This window comes from Variovorax sp. FG153, from assembly GCF_057809595.1.
Genome location: NZ_JBMDKG010000012.1, coordinates 1 through 19,379, shown reverse-complemented (window position 1 = coordinate 19,379; position 19,379 = coordinate 1). Strand labels below are relative to the sequence as shown.

The window sequence follows — 19,379 nt, the reverse complement described above, 5'->3', positions numbered from 1 at the left end:
CGGGTGGAAGGGGTGCTGCTGCGAGAGTCACGAAGAATGTCCCGGAAGAGGAAGAGTGAAACGAGAGAGGGGATTCAGGCCGCGACCGCGCGCCCGTCGCGCGTGAACAGGTGCAGCACCGAGGGATCGAGCTCGACCGCCACGTCGTCGCCGGCCTGCAGCGGCGTGCGGTCGTTCTGGCGCGCCACCAGCGGCACGCCGCCCACGTCGACGTGGATCAGCGTGTCGGCGCCCAGCGCCTCGATCAGCTCGACGCGGCCCTGCACGTCCGACACCGGCGCGCCGGCCTTCGCATGCACGCGCAGGCCCTCGGGCCGCACGCCGAGGAAGCCGTCGCTCGGCAGCCGGCCGCCGGTGGCGGCCGAGAAGCTCGGGATGGCGCTGGCCGCCACCATGTTCATCGAGGGCATGCCGATGAACTGCGCGACGAACTGGTTGGCCGGGCGGTCGTAGAGCTCGAGCGGCGTGCCGACCTGCTCGATCAGCCCGTCCTTGAGCACCACCACGCGGTCGGCCAGGGTCATGGCCTCGACCTGGTCGTGCGTGACGTAGATGGTGGTCGCGCCCAGCGCGCGGTGCAGCTTGTGGATCTCCACGCGCGTGTTGCCGCGCAGCGCCGCGTCGAGGTTCGACAGCGGCTCGTCGAACAGGAACACCTTGGGCGCGCGCACGATGGCGCGGCCGATGGCCACGCGCTGGCGCTGGCCGCCCGAGAGGTCCTTGGGCAGGCGGTCGAGGTACTGCGTGAGGTTCAGCGTCTTGGCCGCATGCTCGACCTTGGTCTTGATCTCGGACTTGCTCGTGCCCGCGAGCTTGAGCGCGAAGGACATGTTGTCGTACACGCTCATGTGCGGATAGAGCGCATAGCTCTGGAACACCATCGCGAGGTCGCGCTTGCCCGAGGGCGCCCAGGTGATGTCCTTGCCGTCGAGCAGCAGGTTGCCGCTGGTGATCGGCTCGAGTCCCGCGATCAGCCGCAGCAGGGTCGACTTGCCGCAGCCCGAAGGCCCGACGAAGACGATGAATTCGCCCTTCTGGATTTCGAGGTCCACGCCCTTGATGATGTTGACGTCACCAAAGCTCTTCTTGATGTTCTTCAGTTGGAGGTAGGCCATTTACGTCTCCTTGATATCTTGTGGACAGGCCGTCGATGCACGCACACCGATCGACGACTCACTGCGAAATTCGGGAGCTGCCGCGGAACCGGCTTTGCCGGGCCGCTGGCAGCGCCCCCTCGAGGGGGGATCCGAAGCGACACGAAGTGCGCGAAGATTCGGGGGTGGGTTCATTTCACGGCGCCGAAGGTCAGGCCCTGCACCAGTTGCTTCTGGCTGAACCAGCCGAACACGACGATGGGCGCGATGGCCATCAGCGAGGCCGCCGACAACTTGGCCCAGAACAGGCCCTCGGGGCTCGAGTACGAGGCGATCAGCGTGGCCAGCGTGCCGGCCTTGGCCGAGGTGAGGTTGAGCGCCCAGAAGGCTTCGTTCCAGCTCAGCACCAGGCACAGCAGGCCGGTGGAGGCGAGGCCGCCGACCGACAGCGGCATCACGACATGGCGGAACTCGGTCCACAGGCTCGCGCCGTCCATGCGCGCGGCCTCGAGGATCTCGTTCGGGATGTCCTTGTAGGCGCTGTAGAGCATCCAGACCATGATCGGCAGGTTCGACAGCGTGAACACGATGGTCAGCGCGCTCAGCGAGTCCAGCATGCCCGCGGTCTGCGCGAGCACGTAGATCGGCACCAGCGCGCCCACGGCCGGCATCATCTTGGTCGAGAGCATCCACATCAGGATGTCGCGCGTCTTCTTCGTGCGGAAGAAGGCCATCGAGTACGCGGCCGGCGCCGCGATCAACAGGCCGAGGATGGTCGAGCCCAGGCTGGTGATCAGCGAGTTGCGCGCGTACAGCAGGTAGTCGCTGCGCCGCTGCACCTCGCCGAAGTTGTCGAGCGTGGGCTCGAAGATGAACAGCGGCGGCACGTGGATCGCCTGCAGCTCGGTCTTGAAGGCCGTGAGGAACAGCCAGCCGAGCGGGAAGAACAGCAGCAGCGCGACGGCCCAGGCGCCGACGGTGCGCAGCAGTTGCGGCAGGAAATTGCTGGGCGCTTGTTGTTGCATGGCGTGGCGCTCCTCAGTCCAGGTTCTTGCCGATGATGCGGATCAGGAACACGGCCACGATGTTGGCCAGCACCACCGCGAACAGCGCGCCCGCGGAAGCCACGCCCACGTCGAAGTTCATGAGCGACTGCTTGAAGATCATGTAGGTCATGTTCGTGCTCTCGTTGCCCGGGCCGCCGTTGGTGGTGATGGCGATCTCGGCGAACACGCTGAGCAGGAAGATCATCTCGATCATGATCACCACCGCCATCGGGCGCGCGAGGTGCGGCACGGTGAGGTAGAAGAAGCGCTGGAACGCGCTCGCGCCGTCCATGCGCGCGGCCTCCATCTGCTCGCGGTCGAGCGACTGCAGCGAGGTGATGAAGATCAGGCAGGCGAAGGGCAGCCATTGCCAGGCCACCATGATGATCACCGACAGCAGGGGCACGTCGGTGAGCCAGTCGATCGGCTGGGCGCCGAACATGCGCCACACGTCGGCCAGGATGCCGTAGATCGGGTTCATCATCATGTGCTTCCACAGCAGCGCGTTGACCGCGGGCATGACGAAGAAGGGCGAGATCAAGAGCACACGCACGATGCCGCGGCCCGGGAAGGGTTCGTTGACCAGCAGCGCGAGCAGCACGCCGAGCACCACGGTGATGCCGATCACGCTGCCGATCAGGAGCAGCGTGTTCCAGGTCGCGGGCCAGAAGTCCGGGTCGGTGACGAAGTACTCGAAGTTGGCGAGGCCCGCGAAGGGATGGTCGCCGGGCTGCATGAGGTTGTAGTTCACGAACGAGAAGTACAACGTCATCGCGAGCGGCACGATCATCCAGAGGAAGAGCGTGAGCACGGCCGGCGCCATGAGCGCGCGGGGCAGGAGTCTTTTCATGGGTGATCCCTTCTCTCTTCTGTCTGGCGCCCTCCCCCAGGGGGAGGGCGCAGGCCGCGGGGCTTACTTGTAGTAGCCGGCCTTCTTCATCTCGCGCTCGGCCGTGGTCTGCGAGGTCTTCAGCGCCTGGTCGACCGTGACCTTGCCCGCGAGCGCCGCGCTCATCTGCTGGCCCACCGCCACGCCGATGGCCTGGAACTCGGGGATGGCCGCGTACTGCACGCCGACATAAGGCGACTTGGGCAGCGTGCTGTCGCTGAGGTTGGCGCTGTCGATGGCCTTCTTCTCGGCGGCGGCGAACTTCGCGACCTTCTGGAACTCGGGGTTCGCGTAGGTCGACTTGCGCGTGCCGGTGGGCACCGCGCCCCAGCCCTGCTCCTTGGCGACCAGGTTGATGTAGTCCTTGGAGGTGGCCCACTTCACGAAGGTCTGGGCGGCGGCGGCCTTGGTCGAGCTGGCGGGGATCGCCAGGTTCCAGGTCCACAGCCAGTTGGCGCCCTTGGGCGTGACGGCCACCGGTGCCTGCGCGAAAGCCACCTTGTCGGCCACCTTCGACTGCTTGGGATCGCTGATGAACGAGGCCGCGATGGTCGCGTCGACCCACATGCCGCACTTGCCTTCGTTGAAGAGCGCGAGGTTCTCGTTGAAGCTGTTGGCCGAGGCGCCCGGCGGGCCGTAGGCCTTCATCAGGTCGACGTAGAAGCCGATCGCGTCCTTCCAGGGCTTGGTGTCGATCTGCGGCTTCCACTGCATGTCGAACCACTGGCCGCCGTTGGTGTTGACCAGCGTGGTCAGGAAGGCCATGTTGTCGCCCCAGCCCGGCTTGCCGCGCAGGCACATGCCGTAAACGCCGGCCTTCGGGTCGTGGATCTTGCCGGCCAGTTCCTTCACCTGGGTCCAGGTCGGCTGCTCGGGCATCTGGAAGCCGACCTTGTCGGCCAGGTCCTTGCGGTACATGAGCATCGAGCTCTCGCCGTAGAACGGCGCGGCGTAGAGCTTGCCCTGGTACGACAGGCCGTCGCGGATCGCGGGCAGCAGGTCGTCGGCGTCGTAGGCGGCATCGGTGGCGATGGGCTGCAGCCAGCCCTTCTTCGACCAGATCGGCGCTTCGTACAGGCCGATGGTCATCACGTCGAACTGGCCGCCCTTGGTGGCGATGTCGGTGGTCACGCGCTGGCGCAGCGTGCCCTCCTCCAGCGTGACCCACTTGAGCTTGATGTCGGGATTGGCCTTCTCGAAGAAGGGCGTGAGCTTCTGCATCTCGATCATGTGGCCGTTGTTGACGGTCGCGATCACGAGTTCGGTGGCCGCCTGGGCAACGAGGCCGGTGCCGGCGAGTGCGAGGACGAGGCCCGCTTTCAGAAAACGCTGCATGTTGTCTCCTAGAGGGTGAGCGACGCCCCCTTGGGTCGCCGTGCCCGGATTCTGGATAAACCGGCTTGCGATTTTGGTACTTCGAATGTCATCGACAGTACTTTCATGCACCGATTGGCTAGTGAAATCCCTAGTCAATGCAATACAGCATGTGTTTTGTGCAATCCAAAGCGTTCAGCCGGTGCCCAGCAGCTGCCGGCGGAACTGGGCCGCCGCGGGCGAGAGCGGCCGCCCCTCGCGCGTGACCAGGCAGATCGGCGGCACGCGCACCGGCAGCTCGATCGGCACCACCCGCAGCAGCCCGAGCCGCGCGTAGTGCCGGGCCTGCGAGGCGGGCATGACGGCCGCCATGTCGGAGCTCTCGAGCAGCGCCGTGATGGCGATCGGCGAGGCGGTCTCGAGGATGTCGAGCCGCGCCTGCACGCCGGCCTCGCGCATGGCGGCCTCGAAGCGCCCGCGCTGCGGCGAGCCCGGCGGCTGCAGCACCCATTGCCAGGCCGCCAGGTCGGCCAGCGTGAGGCCCTCGCGCTCGAAGGCCGGATGGCCGCCGCGCACCACCACCACCTGCGATTCGCCGAGCAGCGGCACGCTGGCGTAGCGCGACTCGTCGTGCCCGTCGGTGAGCCGGCCCAGCACCAGGTCGACCTCGCCCTGCTCGAGCTGGGCCTGCATCACGTCGCTGGTCTCGACCACCACCGACACCGCCACCTGCGGATGGCGCCGGCGGTACTCGACCAGCGCGGGCGCCAGCAGCTCGGGCACGGCGCCGGGCACGCTGCCCACGCGCAGCGCGCCGCTGAGGCCGGAGCGCAGCGCCAGCATCTCCTCGCGCGCGCTGCCGAAGTCGCTGACCACGCGGTGGGCGTAGCGCACCAGGATCTCGCCGTAGGCGGTGGGCTCCATGCCGCGCGCCAGCCGCTCGAACAGCTTCTCGCCGAGCGAATCCTCGAGCTGCTGCAGCAGCTTGGTGGCCGCGGGCTGGCTGATGTTCATGGCCTCGGCCGCGCGGCCCAGGTGGCGGTGAGCGTCGAGGCGCACCAGCAGCAACAGCTGGCGCGGTCGCACCTGCAGCATCAGCGAGGCATCGGGCGAGGCTTTCTGGAGGGTCATCACCAAAAGTATATGGAGACCCCGCCAATTTCGATTGGATCGAGGGGAGCGAACGGCCTAACCTGCGGCCTCGCCATGCATGGAAAGCAATGGCATCCAAGACCAACAAGCAGGAGACAACCCCGATGCGCCCCTTTTCCCCGGCCTTCCGCCAGCGATGCGCCGTCGCCTTCGCCGCCGCGCTCGCGCTGGCCACCGGCCTCGCCACCGCCCAGACCGCGCCCGCCTACCCCGACAAGCCGCTGCGCATCATGGTCGGCGCCTCGCCGGGCGGCGGCACCGACATCCTGGCGCGCGTGCTGGCCGACAAGCTCTCGCCCGCGCTCAAGCAGCCGGTGGTGGTCGAGAACCGGCCCGGCGCCTCCAACACCATCGCGGGCGAGCTCACGGCGCGCGCGCCGGCCGACGGCGCCACGCTGCTCCTGGCCACCAACACCGCGCAGGCGGTGGCGCCGCACATCCTCAAGCTCAAGTACGACCCGCTCAAGGACCTGCAACCGCTGGGCCTGGTGGCCGTGATGCCCAACGTGCTGGTGGTGTCGGCCAGCTCGCCCTACAAGTCGGTGAAGGACCTGCTGGCCGCGATGGCGGCCAGGCCCGGCGGCTTCAAGTACGCCTCCTCGGGCATCGGCAGCACCCAGCACGTGGGCGGCGAGGCCTTCAACCTGGCCACCGGCATGAAGTCGGTGCACGTGCCCTACAAGGGCAGCTCGCAGGCGCACATCGACATCATCGCGGGCGAGGTCGAGATGATGTTCGACAGCACCTCCTCGGCCATGGGCCAGATCAAGGCCGGCAAGTTCCGCGCGCTGGCCGTGAGCGCGCCGCAGCGCTCGCCCGAGCTGCCCGACGTGCCCACGCTGGCCGAGCAGGGCGTCAAGGGCGCCGACGTCTCGACCTGGTACGGCCTCTACGTGACCGCCGGCACGCCGCGCCCGGCCGTCGAGCGCCTGAGCGCCGAGCTCGCGCGCAGCCTGCAGCTGCCCGACGTGCAGGCCCGCATCAAGGCCCTGGGCGGCGAGCCCGGCAACCTGATCGGCGAGCCCTTCGCGGCCATGAACCGGCAGGAGTTCGAGCACTACGGCCAGCTCGTGCGCGCCGCCAACATCAAGGCCGAATGAGGCCGTCCCCCGCTTTTTCTCCACCGACGATCGCCATGTCCACTCCTTCGAAGATTCCGACCGTGACCTCCGCCAAGCCCCGCATCGCCGTGCTGCTCGGCGACCCCAGCGGGGTCGGCCCCGAGATGGCGGTCAAGCTGCTCGCGCGCCAGCGCAACCTCGACGCTGCGCGCGTGCTGCTGATCGCCGACCCGGTGGTGCTGGCCGCGGGCGAGCGCATCGCCGGCGCGAAGCTCGATCCGCTCGCGACCGAGAGCCTCGACACGCTGCGCTTCGAGGACGGCCGGCCCACGCTGCTGTCCCGCGACTGGATGGACGGCGCCGAGCCGGTGCTCGGTGAATCGAACGAAGCCTCGGGCCGCGCCTCCTTCGAAGCGCTCGAGCTCGCGACCGCGGCCGTGCGCCGCGGCCAGGTCGACGCGATCCTGTTCGCGCCGCTCAACAAGCATTCGCTGCGCCTGGGCGGCCTGGTGCACGAGGACGAGCTGCGCTACATGCAGGCGCGCTTCGCGGTGCCGGGCTTCGTCTGCGAGTTCAACCTCACGGGCGCGCTGTGGACCTCGCGCGTGACCTCACACATTCCGCTCAAGGACGTGGCGAGCCACATCACCGGCGAAGGCGTGTGCGACGCCGTGAAGATCATCACCGCGGCACTGCGCCAGTCGGGCGTGGCGCAGCCGCGCATCGCGGTCTTGGGGCTCAACCCGCATGCCGGCGACGGCGGCTCGATCGGCATGGAGGAAATCGAGATCATCGGCCCGGCCATCGAGAAGCTGCGCGCCGAGGGCTACGACGCGCGCGGCCCGTTCTCGCCCGACACGGTGTTCATCGGCGCGCGGCGCGGCGACGTCGACGCGGTGGTCTCGATGTACCACGACCAGGGCCAGATCGCGATGAAGCTCATGGGCTTCGAGCAGGGCGTGACCCTGCACGGCGGCCTGCCCGTGCCCGTGGCCACCTCGGCCAGCGGCAGCGCCTTCGACATCGCGGGCCGGGGCATCGCGCAGATCGAGGGCCTGCAGCAGGCCTTCGACCTGTGCCTGCGCATGGCCAGCGGCGCGCCGGTGCGCGCGGCCGCGACGGCCGAGGCCTGAGTCGGCGGCGACCAGAAAAAAGGGCCGCATACGCGGCCCTGTCGAATCGTTGTTCTGCGAGTCCCGGGGGGCTTCAGGCGCCCGACGGCTGGCCGTAGGCGTTGGCCTCGGGCTGGCTGGGCTGCACGAAGAAATAGATCAGCACGAGGTTGACCAGCGGAATGATCATCAGCAGCTGGAACCAGCCGCTCTTGCCGATGTCGTGCAGGCGGCGCGAGCCCGCGGCCAGCACGGGCAGCAGGAAACCCAGCGCGGCGATCAGGTAGACGATCTGGTGGATGAGGCTGGCGACGATCAGCACGACCACCTCGGCCAATATGAACCACCAGAACTCGGAGCGCGAGGCGCGCCCACTGAAATCCGTGTACTTCTGAAAGCAGGTCTTGACCGCTGTTTGAAAATCCATTTGCTCGGCTCCTCTTGAGGTCCCCGGGAAATTTCCCGGGGCCATCATATCGGCGCCTTCTTCAACGGCAATGGCAACGAATGGCGTACTTCAAATGGCCAAGCAGCTATTGCGCGGGCGGACTCAGGCGCTGCAGCAGCCCCGCGGTCGAGGCATCGAGCCCCGTGACGTCGCCCGAGGCGAGCCGCGGCTCGATGTCCTTCGCGAGCACCTTGCCGAGCTCCACGCCCCACTGGTCGAAGCTGTTGATGCCCCACAGCGCGCCGCTGGTGAACACGCGGTGCTCGTACAGCGCGATGAAGGCGCCGAGCGCCTCGGGCGTGAGCTTCTCGAACACGAAGAAGCTGCTGGGCCGGTTGCCCGGGAAGTTCTTGTGGCCGCCCGCGTCGAGCTTGCCCACCATCAGCGCCTGCGCCTGTGCGAGCGCATTGGCCAGCAGCTTCGGATGGTGGCCCTCGAGGTCGTGCGAGGCATCGCGCACCGCGAGGAACTCCAGCGGGATCACGTCGGTGCCCTGGTGCAGCATCTGGAAGTAGGCATGCTGGCCGTTGGTGCCCGGCTCGCCCCAGAGCACGGGCGAGGTGCCCAGGCCCGGCGGCAGCGCGGCACCGGTCGCGTCGACCTGCTTGCCGTTGCTCTCCATCTCGAGCTGCTGCAGGTAGGCCGGCAGCCGCTTCAATGCGCTGTGATAGGGCGCGATGCAGCGGCTCGTGAAGCGGTGGAAATTGCGATACCAGACGTCGAGCAGGCCGAGGCGGATCGGCAGGTTCTGCGCCAGCGGCGCGGTGCGGAAGTGCTCGTCCATCGCATGCGCGCCCGCCAGCAGCCGGCGGAAGCCCTCGGCGCCGATGGCCAGCGCGATCGGCAGGCCGATGGCCGACCACAGCGAATAGCGGCCGCCCACCCAGTCCCAGAAGCCGAAGGTGGTCTCGATGCCGAATTTGTTGGCTGCTTCCACGTTGGTGGTGAGCGCCGCGAAGTGGCCCGCGATGTCGGTGCCGCCCGATTGCTCGTACCAGCGCTTGGCGGACTGCGCGTTGGTCATCGTCTCGGCCGTGGTGAAGGTCTTCGAGGCGATCAGGAACAGCGTGTGCTCGGGCGCGAGGCCCTCGAGCACGCCGTCGAGCTCGTGGCCGTCGACGTTCGAGACGAAATGGAAATGCTTGCCCGGCGCCGCGAACTCCGCGAGCGCCAGCACCGCCATCTGCGGGCCGAGGTCGGAGCCGCCGATGCCGATGTTGACCACGTCGGTGATGGTGTGGTCGCCGCGCACCTTCTCGGCGTAGGCGAGCATGGCGTCGAGCGTTTCGTGCACCTCGCGCAATTGCGGCGCGGTCTTGCCGGCCTTGGCATCGGCCGGCGCGCGCAACAGCGTGTGCAGCACCGCGCGGTCTTCCGTGTTGTTGATGTGCTCGCCCGCGAACATCGCGTCGCGGTGCGCCTCGAGGCCGCACTCGCGCGCGAGCGCGAACAGCAGCGCTTCCACGCGCGCATCGATCAGGTTCTTCGACAGGTCGGCGAACAGGTACGGCGCCTCCTGGCTGAAGTGCGCGAAGCGGCCGGCGTCGTCGACGAAGGCATGGCGCAGGTCGAACTGGCGGCCCGCGGTCTCGAAGTAGGACTGCAGCTGCGCCCAGGCCGGCGCGCGGTCGCAGCGAAGCGGGGTCGCCATGATCAGCGGCCGCTTTCCTGCATCAGCTTCTCGAGCTTGATCGCATCGGCCGCGAAGGCGCGGATGCCCTCGGCGAGCTTCTCGGTGGCCATCGCGTCCTCGTTGAGCGCGAAGCGGAAACCGGCCTCGTCGTAGGCGATCTTCTCGGCCTTGCCCTGGGCGGCGGCCTTGGCGTCGAGCGCGTGCTCGAGCGGCTCGTTGCTCGCGGCCAGTTCGGCCAGCAGCTCGGGGCTGATGGTCAGCAGGTCGCAGCCGGCGAGCGCCTTGATCTGGCCCACGTTGCGGAAGCTCGCGCCCATCACCTCGGTCTTGATGCCGTTGGCCTTGTAGTACTCGAAGATCTGGCGCACCGACTTCACGCCCGGGTCGTTGGCGCCGGCATTGGCGGCCTCGTCCCACTTGGCGCCCTCGGACTTCTTGTACCAGTCGTAGATGCGGCCGACGAAGGGCGAGATCAGCTGCACGCCGGCCGCGCCGCAGGCCACGGCCTGCGCGAACGAGAACAGCAGCGTGAGGTTGGTGCGGATGCCCTTCTTCTCGAGCTGGCGCGCGGCCTCGATGCCTTCCCAGGTGGAGGCGACCTTGATCAGCAGCCGCTTCTCGGTGTCGATGCCCTCGGCCTTGTAGAGCGCCGTGATGCGCTCGCCGCGCGCCACGGTGGCGGCGGTGTCGAACGACAGGCGCGCATCGACCTCGGTCGAGACGCGGCCCGGGATGATCGAGAGGATCTCGGTGCCGAAGCGCACCAGCAGGCGGTCGATGACCTCGTCGAGCGGCTTGCCCGCATGCTTCTTCACGCTCTCGTCGAGCAGCGGACGGTACTCGGGCTTCTGCACCGCCTTGAGGATCAGCGACGGATTGGTGGTCGCGTCCTGCGGCTTGGAGGCGCTGAGCTGCTTGAAGTCGCCGGTGTCGGCGACCACGGTGGTCCATTGACGGAGTGCATCGAGTTGGTTCATGGCAATGATTATGTTGCAGTGATGGCGACGTGGCCTGCACGTTGTTGCATGCGGGCCGATGCTTTCATGCGCACCGTAGCACGGCTTCAGGCCCGGTTCCATGACGGCGCGAACAACATGCGGCCAGCAGGGTTTCGGCCCCGTGCCGCCCTACAGGCGCTGTGGTCCACGGCTGACGGCGACGGCTGGCGGGCGCGTCTAGTCTGGCGAGTCCTTCCTTCGCGAATCGTCGGATTCGCCGTCCCGTCCCGACCCAGGAGCCCCCTCCATGCAGCGCAGACTTCCTCCCGCAGCCTCCACCGACCTCGCCCCCTTCGACGACCGCCGCACCAGTGCCGCCATCGGCACGCTGGCCACGGCCTTCGTGATCGGCGGCGCGGCGGCCTGGCTCGCGCTGGATGCCGCGCGCCGCTCGCGCGTGCGGCTGGCCGGCCCGGCCGACGGCGCCCCGCTGATGCGCGCGCCGCTGCAGGTGGTGGCGCCGGTGGACCTGCACCGCTATGCGGGTCTCTGGCACGAGCAGGCGCGGCTGCCCAACCGCTTCCAGAAGTCCTGCGCCGGCCCGGTCACGGCCCACTACACACCGCGGCCCGACGGCACGATCGAGGTGCTCAACCGCTGCGAGCGCGCCGACGGCAATTTCGAGGAATCGCTGGGCACCGCGCGCGTGGTGCCGGTGGCCGGCCAGCCCGGCGCGGGCCGGCTCGAGGTGCGCTTCGCGCCCTCGTGGCTGGCCTGGCTGCCGGTGGTGTGGGGCGACTACTGGATCCTGAAGCTGGACCGCGACTACCAGGTGGCGCTGGTCGGCACGCCGAACCGCGAGTACCTGTGGGTGCTGTCGCGCGCCCCCTGCCTGGACGACGCGACCCTGCAGGCCGAGCTCGACTACGCGGGCAGCCTGGGCTTCGACATCGACAAGGTCGAGCGCACCGGCAGGTAGCGCGAGAGCTGGGTCGCGAGCGCGGCCGGCGCGGTGCAGTGGATCGCGTGCCAGCCGAAGGCGCGCGCGGCTTCCACGTTGGGCGCCGAATCGTCGATGAACACCGTCCGCTCCGCCGCCAGCGCATGGCGCACCGCGAGCAGTTCGTAGATCTCGCGGTGCGGCTTCAGGAACTTCACGTCGCCCGAGAACACGCCACCGTCGAAACGCCGCATGAAGCCGTGGCGCGCCATGATCGCGCGCGCATAGGGCGAGGGCATGTTCGAGAGGTAGTAGAGCTTCAGCGGCTCGCCGGCCTCGCGGCGCTCGAACAGTTCCTCGAGCAGCGCCACCGTGACATCGATCGGCACCAGGCGTTCGCCGAGTCCGTCGAGCATGGCCAGCAGGCGGTCGGCCGGCAGCGAGAGCCGAGCCGCCATGCGGGCGACCGATTCCTCGAGCGTGCGGGTGCCGCAATCGAAGCTGGTCCAGTCGTCGTGATGGAACAGCGCGCGGCCCAGGGCCGCGGCGGCGGATTCAGTGGGAGCATGCTCCGCCAGATGGGCCTGGACCAGCCGGGTGGGCTCCCAGGCGAAGAGCACGGCGCCAAGATCGAAAACCACGTTCATGGCGCCATTGTTCCATGCGCGCGCTACACCACGCTGACGCCGTGCGCCCCCAGGGAGAGCCGGGTCTGCGCGCCCGCGGCCAGCGGGTTCGACAGGTCGGTCGAGACCACGAAGACCGCGCCCAGCGGCGTGTCGAAGCCGTACTCGTAGAAGCTGCCGAGGTAGGCCACCTTCTTCAGCGTGGCCGGCAGGCCGGTGTCGGCCGCCGAAGCCTCGCCGATGCGCCAGGCCTCGGGCCGCACCGCCACCTTGACCGCGCCCGGCGCCACCGCATGACGCGGCCGCAGCCGCAGCGGCCCGAGCGTGACGTCGCCGTCGGCGCCGGCCACGGCCGGGAACACCATCGCCTCGCCCATGAAGCCCGCGACGAACTCGCTCTCGGGCCGGCCGTAGAGCTGCTCGGGCGTGCCGCGCTGGGCGATCACGCCATGGTCCATCACGATGATCTGGTCGCTCACGGCCAGCGCCTCGCTCTGGTCGTGCGTGACGTAGGCCACCGTGAGCCCGAGCCGCTGCTGCAGCGAGCGGATCTCCTCGCGCATCTCGCGCCGCAGCCGCGCGTCGAGGTTCGACAGCGGCTCGTCGAACAGCAGCACCGCGGGCTCGAGCACCAGCGCGCGCGCCAGCGCCACGCGCTGCTGCTGGCCGCCCGAGAGCTCGCTCGGCAGCCGCTGGTCGAAGCCCACCAGGCCCACGCCGCGCAGCGCCTCGCGCGCACGCGCCGTGGCCTCGTCCTTCTTCACGCCGCTCATGCGCAGGCCATAGCCCACGTTGCCGATCACGTCCATGTGCGGGAACAGCGCATAGCTCTGGAACATCATGCTGACGTTGCGCTCGGCGGGGCTGAGCGTGGTGACGTCGCGCCCGCCCATGAAGATCGCGCCCGAGGTCGGCGACTCGAGCCCCGCGATCATGCGCAGGGTGGTGGTCTTGCCGCAGCCCGAGGGGCCGAGAATGGTGGTCAGCGTGCCCTCGGGCACCTCGAAGCTGATGCCCTTGACCGCCAGCGGCGCGTTGCGGTCGGCACCGTAGCGCTTGGTGACGTCGCGAAACTCGATGCCCGTGCTCATGCCAGCCCCTCCATCTTGTGATGCCCCTGGTGCCCCGGCGCCGTGCCGCGCCGTCCCAGCCTGCGTTCGCCCACCACCCACTGCACCAGCGCGATCGCGAGCGACATCAGGATCATCAGCACCGTGCAGTAGGCCAGCGCGATGCCGTAGTCGCCGTTGCCGACGCGGCCGATGATGTAGGTGGTGGCGAGTTCGTTCTCGGCCGTGACCAGGAAGATCACCGCGCTCACGGTCGTCATCGCGCGCACGAAGCTGTAGACCAGCGCCGCCACCAGCGCCGGCTTGAGCAGCGGCAGCACCACCTTGAACAGCGTCTGCGAGGTCGAGGCGCGCAGCATCAGCGAGGCCTCGTCGAGCGAGCGGTCGAGTTGCTTGAAGGCCGCGGTGCCCGCGCGCACGCCCACCGGCAGGTTGCGGAACATGAAGCACAGCACGATGATGAGCCCGGTGCCCGTGAGCTCGAACGGCGGCACGTTGAAGGCCAGGATGTAGCTCACGCCGAGCACCGTGCCCGGGATCGCGAAGGCCAGCAGCGCGCCGAACTCGAAGGCGCCCTGCCCCTTGAACTCGTTGCGCGCCAGCAGCCAGGCGATCAGCAGGCCCAGTGCCGCGGTGATCGGCGCCGAGATGCCCGCGAGCTTGAGCGTGGTGAGCAGCGAGTTCCAGGCCGTGCCGGCCCACACCAGCCCGAACTGGCCCCACTCGAGCGCGAACGCGGTCTTGAAGTGCTGCAGAGTGAAGCTGTAGTCGCGCCCCCAGGTCTGCACGAAGCCGCCCGCGAAGGCGAACAGGTAGACCACGGCCGTGAAGGCGATCCACGGCAGCGCGATGCAGTGGATGGTGCGGCGCACGCCGTCGGGCAGCGCCATCGGGATGCCGGCGTCGCCCTTGCCGCTGACGGTGGTGTAGTTCTGCCTGCCGAGCAGCCCGCGCTGCAGCGCGAACACGCCGAGCGCGAACAAGGTCAGCACCCAGGCCAGCGAAGCCGCGCGGCCCTGGTCGTACTGCGCGCCGACGATGGCGAAGAAGATGTCGGTCGACAGCACCGAGAACTGGCCGCCCACCACCACCGGGTTGCCGAAGTCGGCGATGCTCTCGATGAAGCCCACCAGGAAGGCATTGGCCAGCCCGGGATTGAGCAGCGGCAGCGTGATGGTGAAGAAGGCGCGGCGCCGGTCGGCGCGCAGCATCTGCGCCGCCTCCTCGAGGCTGGGTGCGATGCCCTGCACCACGCCGCGCATGATCATGAAGGCGATCGGCGTGAAGGCGAACAGCTGCGCCACCAGCACGCCGGGCATGCCGTAGAACCAGCGCGTGGGCTCGATGCCGAACAGGCTTTCGAGCAGCTGGTTGACGATGCCCGCGCGGCCGAACAGCAGGATCAGGCCGAGGCCCACCACGAAGGGCGGCGTGATGATCGGCAGCAGCGCCAGCACCCGCAGCGCGCCCTGTCCGCGCCGGCTGCCGCGCTCGGCCATCAGCGCCATCAGCGTGCCGAGGAAGGTGGTGCCCGCGGCCGTGAGCAGCGCCAGCACCAGCGTGTTCCAGGCCACGCCGCAGCGCACTCCGCCCGCGAGGCAGCCCAGGCCCCAGATGCGCTCGGTGAAGACCCGCGCGAGGAAGGCGGCCATCGACACGCGGCCATCCTCGTCGAGGAAGGCGCCCGACAGCGCGCGGCTCACGGGGTAGGCGATGAACAGCGCCATCAGCACGCCGCAGCCCAGCACCGAGGCGGCCACGAACAGGTCGCCCTTGAAGCGGCCGAGCCGCGCGATGCCGAAGGCCGCGAGCAGCACCAGCGCACAGAGCGCCACGAAGCCGCCGGCGCCGATGCCGAACTGGTTGACCCCGAGCTCGCCGAAGCGCGCCTCGAGCGCCGCGAAGGCCCAGCCGCGCGCGCCGATCGCGAAGCCCGCGAGCGCGAGCCCGAGCGCACCGCCCGCGCCGCCGGCCAGCAGCCAACGCCCCTGCGCGCGGCCCGGCGGCAGCCAGGCGCCGATGGCGCAGACCAGCAGGCCCGCCAGCCCGACGAACAGCCAGGCGCGCCCCTGCAGGGCCGCCTGCATCAGGCCATTGGCGCCCTCGGCGCCGCCGAAGACCTGCGGAACGGCCTCGTACCAGGTCGCATCCTGGATCGCATACCAGGGCAGCAGCAGGTAGGCCGCGAGGCCCAGCAAGACCCAGGCGCGGATCCAGCGCTGGGTGCGCCGCGCCGCGGCCTCCGATGCCGGATTGCGCGGGGCCGCCGCGCGGGGCGAGGCTCCGATGGAACGCGCTTCCACTTAGCGCGGCAGCGAGTTGACGTCCTTCTCCCAGCGCGCGATCAGGCGGCGGCGCTCGGCGCTGGCACCGTACTTGGCGTAGTCGTAGTTGATGAACTTGATCTTCTTGAAGTCGGGAATGCGCGGATCGAGCTTGGCATTGACGTTGCTGGGCAGCTGGAACTGCTTGTTGGCGGCGCCGAGTTCCTGCGCGGCGGGCGTGAGCGCCCATTCGTAGAACTTCTTCGCGGCCTCGAGGTTGCGCGCGCCCTTGATGATGCTCATGGAGCCGATCTCGGCGCCGGTGCCGTCGCTCGGCGTGATGGTCTCGACCGGGAAGCCCTGCATCTTCTCGCCCGGGCCGTCGTGCACGAAGCTGATCGACACCGCGGTCTCGCCGCGCGCCACGGCCTTGATCGGACCGGTGCCCGAGCGCGTGTACTGGCCGACATTCTTGTGCAGCGCCTTGAGGTACTCGAAGGCCTTGTCCTCGCCCATGAGCTGCACCAGCGTGGCGATCATGGTGTAGGCCGTGCCGCTCGAGGCGGGGTTGGCCACCTGGATGTCGCCCTTGTACTCGGGCTTGAGCAGGTCGGCCCAGGTCTTGGGCACGGGCAGCTTCTTCTTGGCCAGCAGTTCGGGGTTGTAGCCGAAGCCCAGCGGGCCCGAGTAGATGCCCACGGTCTTGTAGCCCGACTGCTTGGCCTGCTGCTGGGCCCAGGGATGCAGCTGCGGCAGCGAGGGCGACTTGTATTCGAGCGTCAGACCTTGCTCGGCCGCTTGCAGATGCGGGTCGCCGGTGCCGCCGAACCAGACGTCGGTCTTGGGGTTGTCCTTCTCGGCGATGAGCTGGGCCAGCGCCTCGCCCGAGCCCTTGAGCGCCATGTTGATGCGGGTGCCGGTGGTGCGCGCATACACGGTCGAGATCACGCTGCACCACTCGGCCTGCACCGAGCAGATCACGTTGACCGTGCCCTGGGCCGATGCCATGGCCGATCCACCCATCAGCGCCGCCGCAACAAAAAGCTTCTTCATGGAGTTCTCCGCTTTGTCCAATAAAAAAAGGCCTCCCGGCCGTGGGTGCAGCGTAGCTTTAGTACAAGTGCGTGGAATTGGTACAAGTACCATCGCGATTGGCGGACCGGCGCATTGCCTGCTCTCGCCCCAGACCCAAGGAAAGTGTTCCCATGAGCTTCGATCTCGTTCTGTTCGGCGGCACCGGCGATCTCGCATGGCGCAAGCTGATGCCCGCTCTGTTCCAGGCCTTCCGGCACGGGAGCCTGCCGAAGGACGGGCGCATCGTCGGCGTGGCGCGGGACAACCTGTCGGACGACCAGTACCGCGAGCTGATCCAGTCGCGCTTCAATGCCGTCGAGGGCGCCAAGCGGCCCTCGCCCGAGGAGTTCGAGAAGTTCGCCTCGATGCTGCACTACCTGCGCATGGACCTGTCGAAGCCCGACGACTATGCGCGCCTGTCCGACCTGCTCAAGCAGCGCGATGCCGAAACGGTCGTGATGTATGTCGCCACCGCGCCGGGCCTGTTCACGCAGGTGGTCGAGCAGATCGCAGCCGCCGGCCTCAACGGCGCGCGCACCCGCATCGTGCTCGAGAAGCCGCTGGGCCACGACCTGGCCTCCAACCGCGCGATCAATGCCGCGGTGGGCAAGGTGCTCGAGGAGAAGCAGGTCTTCCGCATCGACCACTACCTCGGCAAGCCCTCGGTGCAGAACCTGTTCGCGATGCGCTTCGGCAACGCGCTGTTCGAGCCCATCTGGCGCCGCGAGCACATCGCCAACATCCAGATCACGATCGCCGAGGACCTCGGCGTGGAGAAGCGCGGCGCCTTCTACGACCAGACCGGCGCGCTGCGCGACATGGTGCAGAACCATGCGCTGCAGCTGCTGTGCGCCATCGGCATGGAGCCGCCGATCAACTCGCACGCCGACGCGATCCGCGACGAGAAGCTCAAGGTGCTGCGCGCCCTCAAGCCCTGGACGCCCGAGACGCTGGGCCTGCACACGGTGCGCGGCCAGTACACGGCCGGCACGGCCTACGGCGAGCGCGTGCCCGGCTACCGCGACGAACCCGGCGTCGACCGCGAGAGTCGCACCGAGACCTTCGTCGCGCTGCGCACCGAGATCGCCAACTGGCGCTGGGCCGGCGTGCCCTTCTACATCCGCACCGGCAAGCGGCTGGCCTCGCGCGACGCGCGCATCGAGGTCAACTTCCGCCCGACGCCGCACGCGATCTTCCGCGCGCCGGCCGGCAGCGCGAACAAGTTCGTGATCAACCTGCAGCCCAAGGACGGGCTCGAGCTGCACATGCTCGCGCAGGCGCAGGACAACCGCCGCAGCAACGGCCGCCAGGACAGCGCGGCGCAGCTCGCGCCGGTGCAGCTGGACCTCGACTTCGACAAGCGCTTCGGTTCCGAGCGCGTGGGCGCCTACGAACGGCTGCTGCTCGACGTGATCGACGGCCGGCTCAACCTGTTCGTGCGCAGCGACGAGCAGGAGGAGGCATGGCGCTGGGTCGAGCCGCTGATCGACAGCTGGGCCAGCGACGGCGGACCGCGCCCCTACGCAGCCGGCACCTGGGGCCCGAGCGCGTCGAGCGCGATGATCGCGCGCGACGGGTTCTCGTGGGGCGAGGAGCAGTAGCTCAGCCGAACTGCACGCAGCGCATGCTCAGCGTGCCCGACTGGAAGCCCTCGTGGACCGTCTTCGCGCGCTCGCCCGCGCCCGCGGCGCCGAGCGCGTAGAGAAACGGGAAGTAGTGATCGGGCGTGGCCACCGCGGTCGATGCGCCCGCGAGCCTTTCATAACCGATCAGCGCGCGGTCGTCGCGCCCGGCCAGCGCGGCCTTCACCGCATCGTCGAAGGACTGGGCCCAGGGCCGGCTCGCCGCCGGGCCGTCGGGCGTGCCGCGGTCGGTGGCGCGCAGGTTGTGCACCACGTTGCCGCTGCCCATCACCAGCACGCCCTTGTCGCGCAGCGCGGCGAGGTCGCGCCCCACCGCGTAGTGGAAGGCCGCGGGCTTGTCGTAGTCGATGCTGAGCTGGAACACCGGCACGTCGGCCTTCGGATAGAGATGCCTGAGCACGGTCCAGGTGCCGTGGTCCAGGCCCCATTGCTCGGTGGCGACCACCGGCGACTGCTTCACCGCCGCGGCCGCCTCGCGCGCGAGCGCGGGATGGCCGGGCGCCGGGTAGTCGATGTCGTGCAGCGCCTGCGGAAAGCCGCCGAAGTCGTGGATGGTGCGGGGCCGGGCCTGCACGCCGACGCCGGTCGCGCCGCTGCTGAGCCAGTGCGCCGAGACGCTGAGGATGGCCGTGGGCCGCGGCAGTTCGCGGCCCCAGGCGGCGAGCCGGCGCGTGAAGCCGTTGTCGGCCAGCGCATTCATCGGCGACCCATGGCCGATGAAGATCACCGGCATGCGCCGCGCGGGCGCCTCGCCGGCGGCCGACGCCGCCTGCGAGACGGAAGCCAGCGCGCCCAGCACGGCGGTCGCGCCGAGCGCCGAGCCCATGAGGAAGCCGCGGCGGCCGAGCGCGCGCAGCGCGCTGGCGTCGGAAGGAAGAGAGGTCATCGGAAGGGGCATGGCGCGGTGCGGAAGAGGCCGCGCCACTGTGCCGCGATGCGGCGCGCCGGGCTGTGCCTTTGCGCACATCTTTGCGCGCCGGTCCCGATCCTCAGATCCGCCCCTCCTCCGCCGCATGGCATGCCACCTGCACGCCGCGGATGCTCTGGAGCTTCGGCCGCTCGGCCGAGCAGCGCG

Annotated in this window: 17 protein-coding genes; 4 read left to right on the top strand and 13 right to left on the bottom strand. The window is 69.1% G+C overall.

Annotation, left to right across the window (positions count from 1 at the left end):
* Window positions 1-74: 74 nt before the first annotated feature.
* The 5 genes from ACODT0_RS15300 to ACODT0_RS15280 form a co-directional block, all read right to left on the bottom strand.
* Window positions 75-1,115 carry an ABC transporter ATP-binding protein gene (locus ACODT0_RS15300; RefSeq protein ID WP_489041639.1) on the bottom strand — a complete coding sequence of 347 codons (1,041 nt, stop codon included), beginning with the start codon at window positions 1,113-1,115 and terminating at the stop codon, window positions 75-77.
* Between the two features lie 170 nt (window positions 1,116-1,285).
* Window positions 1,286-2,119: a carbohydrate ABC transporter permease gene (locus ACODT0_RS15295; RefSeq protein WP_296741062.1), complete on the bottom strand. Its 834-nt coding sequence runs from the start codon at window positions 2,117-2,119 to the stop codon at window positions 1,286-1,288.
* A 13-nt stretch (window positions 2,120-2,132) separates the two neighbouring features.
* Window positions 2,133-2,990: a carbohydrate ABC transporter permease gene (locus ACODT0_RS15290; protein WP_057594079.1), complete on the bottom strand. Its 858-nt coding sequence runs from the start codon at window positions 2,988-2,990 to the stop codon at window positions 2,133-2,135.
* Window positions 2,991-3,053: 63 nt separating this feature from the next.
* On the bottom strand, window positions 3,054-4,364 hold the full coding sequence (locus ACODT0_RS15285; protein ID WP_261209665.1) for an ABC transporter substrate-binding protein: 1,311 nt from the start codon (window positions 4,362-4,364) through the stop codon (window positions 3,054-3,056).
* A 174-nt stretch (window positions 4,365-4,538) separates the two neighbouring features.
* A complete protein-coding gene (locus tag ACODT0_RS15280; RefSeq protein WP_296741057.1) occupies window positions 4,539-5,474 on the bottom strand; it encodes a LysR family transcriptional regulator in 936 nt (311 codons plus the stop codon).
* Between the two features lie 125 nt (window positions 5,475-5,599).
* Here ACODT0_RS15280 and ACODT0_RS15275 point away from each other — a divergent pair, with 125 nt between their 5' ends.
* Together ACODT0_RS15275 and ACODT0_RS15270 are read left to right on the top strand one after the other, a co-directional pair.
* Window positions 5,600-6,595 carry a Bug family tripartite tricarboxylate transporter substrate binding protein gene (locus ACODT0_RS15275; RefSeq protein WP_489041638.1) on the top strand — a complete coding sequence of 332 codons (996 nt, stop codon included), beginning with the start codon at window positions 5,600-5,602 and terminating at the stop codon, window positions 6,593-6,595.
* A gap of 35 nt (window positions 6,596-6,630) precedes the next feature.
* Complete coding sequence (locus ACODT0_RS15270) at window positions 6,631-7,689, top strand: 4-hydroxythreonine-4-phosphate dehydrogenase PdxA (RefSeq protein ID WP_489041637.1); 1,059 nt, start codon at window positions 6,631-6,633, stop codon at window positions 7,687-7,689.
* 73 nt (window positions 7,690-7,762) lie between these two features.
* Here the strand turns inward: ACODT0_RS15270 and ACODT0_RS15265 are convergent, their stop codons facing one another.
* From ACODT0_RS15265 to tal, 3 genes are all read right to left on the bottom strand, one after another.
* Window positions 7,763-8,095, bottom strand: a complete 333-nt coding sequence (locus ACODT0_RS15265; RefSeq protein ID WP_489041636.1) for a DUF805 domain-containing protein — start codon at window positions 8,093-8,095, stop codon at window positions 7,763-7,765.
* Window positions 8,096-8,201: 106 nt separating this feature from the next.
* Window positions 8,202-9,767: a glucose-6-phosphate isomerase gene (gene pgi / locus ACODT0_RS15260; protein ID WP_489041635.1), complete on the bottom strand. Its 1,566-nt coding sequence runs from the start codon at window positions 9,765-9,767 to the stop codon at window positions 8,202-8,204.
* Between the two features lie 2 nt (window positions 9,768-9,769).
* On the bottom strand, window positions 9,770-10,726 hold the full coding sequence (tal, locus tag ACODT0_RS15255; protein WP_057594085.1) for a transaldolase: 957 nt from the start codon (window positions 10,724-10,726) through the stop codon (window positions 9,770-9,772).
* Window positions 10,727-10,994: 268 nt separating this feature from the next.
* On the opposite strand from tal, the gene ACODT0_RS15250 reads away from it, so the two are divergent.
* A complete protein-coding gene (locus ACODT0_RS15250; protein ID WP_057594086.1) occupies window positions 10,995-11,666 on the top strand; it encodes a lipocalin family protein in 672 nt (223 codons plus the stop codon).
* Here the strand turns inward: ACODT0_RS15250 and ACODT0_RS15245 are convergent.
* The 4 genes from ACODT0_RS15245 to ACODT0_RS15230 are packed head-to-tail and all read right to left on the bottom strand — an operon-like array spanning window position 11,612 to window position 16,640.
* Window positions 11,612-12,274, bottom strand: coding sequence for an HAD family hydrolase (locus ACODT0_RS15245; protein WP_057594087.1), 663 nt, complete (start codon window positions 12,272-12,274; stop codon window positions 11,612-11,614). The genes ACODT0_RS15250 and ACODT0_RS15245 overlap by 55 nt on opposite strands.
* A 23-nt stretch (window positions 12,275-12,297) precedes the next feature.
* Entirely contained in the window at window positions 12,298-13,344 is a 1,047-nt protein-coding gene (locus tag ACODT0_RS15240; protein ID WP_489041634.1) for an ABC transporter ATP-binding protein, read from the bottom strand.
* Entirely contained in the window at window positions 13,341-15,626 is a 2,286-nt protein-coding gene (locus ACODT0_RS15235; protein ID WP_489041633.1) for an ABC transporter permease, read from the bottom strand. Before ACODT0_RS15235 ends, ACODT0_RS15240 begins: the two co-directional genes overlap by 4 nt.
* The gene (locus ACODT0_RS15230; protein ID WP_422097934.1) at window positions 15,627-16,640 is read right to left on the bottom strand and encodes an ABC transporter substrate-binding protein; all 1,014 of its coding nucleotides are present in this window, start codon (window positions 16,638-16,640) and stop codon (window positions 15,627-15,629) included.
* Between the two features lie 152 nt (window positions 16,641-16,792).
* Here ACODT0_RS15230 and zwf point away from each other — a divergent pair, with 152 nt between their 5' ends.
* On the top strand, window positions 16,793-18,262 hold the full coding sequence (gene zwf, locus ACODT0_RS15225) for a glucose-6-phosphate dehydrogenase (RefSeq protein ID WP_413764406.1): 1,470 nt from the start codon (window positions 16,793-16,795) through the stop codon (window positions 18,260-18,262).
* Between the two features lies 1 nt (window position 18,263).
* On the opposite strand, the gene ygiD is transcribed toward zwf, so the two are convergent.
* Entirely contained in the window at window positions 18,264-19,202 is a 939-nt protein-coding gene (ygiD, locus tag ACODT0_RS15220) for a 4,5-DOPA-extradiol-dioxygenase (RefSeq protein WP_489041632.1), read from the bottom strand.
* Window positions 19,203-19,379: the final 177 nt, after the last annotated feature.